The sequence below is a fragment of the Pseudescherichia sp. genome (assembly GCF_032052675.1).
Lineage (GTDB): Bacteria > Pseudomonadota > Gammaproteobacteria > Enterobacterales > Enterobacteriaceae > Pseudescherichia.
This window is the reverse complement of sequence record NZ_DAMBWA010000001.1, coordinates 547,488-550,268: the sequence shown is the minus strand read 5'-3', so window position 1 is coordinate 550,268 and position 2,781 is coordinate 547,488. Positions and strand designations below refer to the sequence as shown.

Below are 2,781 nucleotides of genomic sequence, written 5' to 3'. Positions count from 1 at the left end.
AACCGCCGACCCCCTCCGTGTAAAGGAGATGCTCTACCAACTGAGCTAATCACCCCCGCTGTGTGGAGTCGCATTATAGGGAGAGTTGAAAATGAGTCAACGCCTTTTCTCAAGATTTTGTTTGTTCGTCGTAAATTTAGACAAAGCGGCGCATAAATGGCGGCGTACGCATGATTTCTAAACAAAAAACGGCTTTGACTCGCCCACAGTAGTAACAACATTGAGGAATCAGCGCAGGGTGATAGAATATTGCCCATTCTGTTTTCCAGGACTTGCCGGCTGTCGGCATCGTTATCAACGTAAGGCCATTTCATGAAAATCAAAACTCGCTTCGCGCCAAGCCCGACCGGCTATCTGCACGTCGGTGGTGCGCGTACCGCTCTCTATTCCTGGCTTTTCGCACGTCACCAGAACGGTGAGTTTGTGCTGCGTATCGAAGACACCGATCTCGAACGCTCTACGCCAGAGGCTATCGAAGCCATTATGGATGGCATGAACTGGCTGAATCTGGAGTGGGATGAAGGCCCCTATTTCCAGACCAAACGTTTCGACCGCTATAACGCGGTTATCGACGACATGCTGAAAGTGGGCACCGCCTACCGTTGCTACTGCTCTAAAGAGCGTCTGGAAGCGCTGCGTGAAGAGCAGATGGCCAACGGCGAGAAGCCGCGCTATGACGGCCGCTGCCGCCACGACCACAGCGAACATGCTGCCGATGAGCCTTGCGTTGTGCGCTTTGCTAACCCGCAGGATGGCTCGGTGATCTTTGACGATCAGATCCGTGGCCCGATCGAGTTCAGTAACCAGGAGCTGGACGATCTGATCATCCGCCGTACCGACGGCTCCCCAACCTATAACTTCTGCGTTGTGGTAGACGACTGGGATATGCAGATTACCCATGTTATCCGCGGTGAAGACCATATCAACAACACCCCGCGCCAGATTAACATCCTGAAAGCGCTGAACGCGCCGGTGCCGGTCTATGCCCACGTCTCGATGATCAACGGCGACGATGGCAAGAAGCTCTCCAAGCGCCACGGCGCGGTGAGCGTTATGCAGTACCGTGACGATGGCTATCTGCCGGAAGCGCTGCTCAACTATCTGGTGCGTCTGGGCTGGTCCAGCGGCGACCAGGAGATTTTCAGCCGCGAAGAGATGATCAACCTCTTCTCGCTGGGTGCGGTGAGCAAATCCGCCAGCGCCTTCAACACCGATAAGCTGCTGTGGCTGAACCACCACTATATCAATACGCTTGCTCCAGAATACGTTGCGACCCATCTGCAGTGGCATATCGAGCAGGCAAATATCGACACCCGTACCGGTCCGCAGCTGTCTGAGCTCATCAAACTGCTGGGCGAACGCTGCAAGACGCTGAAAGAGATCGCCGAAAGCTGCCGCTACTTCTATGAGGAGTTTGCCGAATTCGACGCCGACGCCGCGAAGAAGCATCTGCGTCCGGTTGCGCGCCAGCCGCTGGAAGTGGTGCGTGACAAACTGGCCGCCATTACCGACTGGACGGCGGAAAACATCCACCATGCGATTCAGGCGACCGCCGATGAGCTGGAAGTGGGAATGGGTAAAGTGGGGATGCCGCTGCGCGTTGCCGTGACCGGGGCAGGGCAGTCCCCTGCGCTGGACGTTACCGTACATGCGATTGGTAAAACCCGTAGCGTTGAACGTATTAATCGCGCGCTGGGCTTTATCGCAGAGCGCGAAAGCCAGCAGTAACCCTGCAGCAACCGCACTAAACAGAAACGGCAGGGATAACCTGCCGTTTTTTTATGCCTGTTCGGTATCGGCAATGCCCAGTCGGGTCAAAAAACCGCGCAGGCCTTCGCGTGCCAGAAAGCGTTCCAGTCGCTCCTGCTCTGCGGGCGTCATATTCTGCAGGACGCTGCCAATCTGGCGCAGCGAAGCCGTTTGAAAAAGCGTGCTGTAGTTTGCGGAGGGCTCCGCCACTGACCATGCCGACTGGCGGTGACGAACCACCGGTGTTTTGCGCATATAGGCTAACACGCGCTCATCAATATGGATCAGCCGCGCCCGGCCGCCTTTCACCCCGGTCAACGTCTCGGTTGTCCAGCCCTGTTCGCGGATCCAGCGATTAACGGTTTGCCTGGCAACGCCAAGGTAGTCCGCCATCTCTTCAGGCGTCATTTTATCAGGTAGCTTCATCTTATTTTTCCCTGCTGCGAATACCGAGCCGTTGCAGTAAGCCGCTAATCCCTTCACGCATTAACAGGGAGGTCAGCTGTTTCTGTTCTGAAGGGGTCATCTCTTTCGCCAGCGTTACCAGCAGCACGTCGAGAGAGGTATCGAGGCCAGCCTCAGCATAGAGGGGAGCTTCGGCAGCCCGGCGAGCGTTGCGGATAAACTCACGCACTTGCTCATTGATATGCACCACGCGCGCTTTTCCACCCTGCACGCCAGGCTTGGGTGACGTTACCCATCCCTCTTTGCGTACCCACTTGTTAATTGTTTGGCGGCTATAGCCTGTCAGTCTGGCTAACTCTTCCGGCGTCATTCGTTCCTTGATCATGCGATTTCCTGACGAGCAGTAGGGGTAATTAGTGGTTCATTTTATAGCACCATTTTACGCGAAAGTGTGACAGGTTTAACTCCTGGGTGCGAGCAGGCACGCAATGTCATTCATTTGTTTGCTTTTTCAGCGGTTGAGAGGAAGAGAGAGATTTTGCCGTTGACACCTGACAAAGGAATTCATATTATGCCGCCCGTCAACACGACAGCTTTACGCAACGGGGCTATAGCTCAGCTGGGAGA

The 2,781-nt window shown here is 55.2% G+C and carries 3 protein-coding genes and 1 tRNA gene (1 of these 4 cut by a window edge); 2 read left to right on the top strand and 2 right to left on the bottom strand.

Features of this window, described 5'->3' with window-relative positions; translation table 11 throughout:
- The first annotated feature begins 312 nt into the window (after positions 1 to 312).
- Positions 313 to 1,728 carry a glutamate--tRNA ligase gene (gene gltX, locus RTX96_RS02555; protein ID WP_103818932.1) on the top strand — a complete coding sequence of 472 codons (1,416 nt, stop codon included), beginning with the start codon at positions 313 to 315 and terminating at the stop codon, positions 1,726 to 1,728.
- A 51-nt stretch (positions 1,729 to 1,779) separates the two neighbouring features.
- On the opposite strand, the gene RTX96_RS02550 is transcribed toward gltX, so the two are convergent.
- Both RTX96_RS02550 and RTX96_RS02545 read right to left on the bottom strand, forming a co-directional pair.
- Positions 1,780 to 2,175: a YfeC-like transcriptional regulator gene (locus tag RTX96_RS02550; RefSeq protein ID WP_312270096.1), complete on the bottom strand. Its 396-nt coding sequence runs from the start codon at positions 2,173 to 2,175 to the stop codon at positions 1,780 to 1,782.
- Position 2,176: 1 nt separating this feature from the next.
- Positions 2,177 to 2,539, bottom strand: a complete 363-nt coding sequence (locus tag RTX96_RS02545) for a YfeC-like transcriptional regulator (RefSeq protein WP_103818934.1) — start codon at positions 2,537 to 2,539, stop codon at positions 2,177 to 2,179.
- 219 nt (positions 2,540 to 2,758) lie between these two features.
- Here RTX96_RS02545 and RTX96_RS02540 point away from each other — a divergent pair.
- Positions 2,759 to 2,781 (top strand) — tRNA-Ala (locus RTX96_RS02540) (it continues 153 nt past the right edge of the window).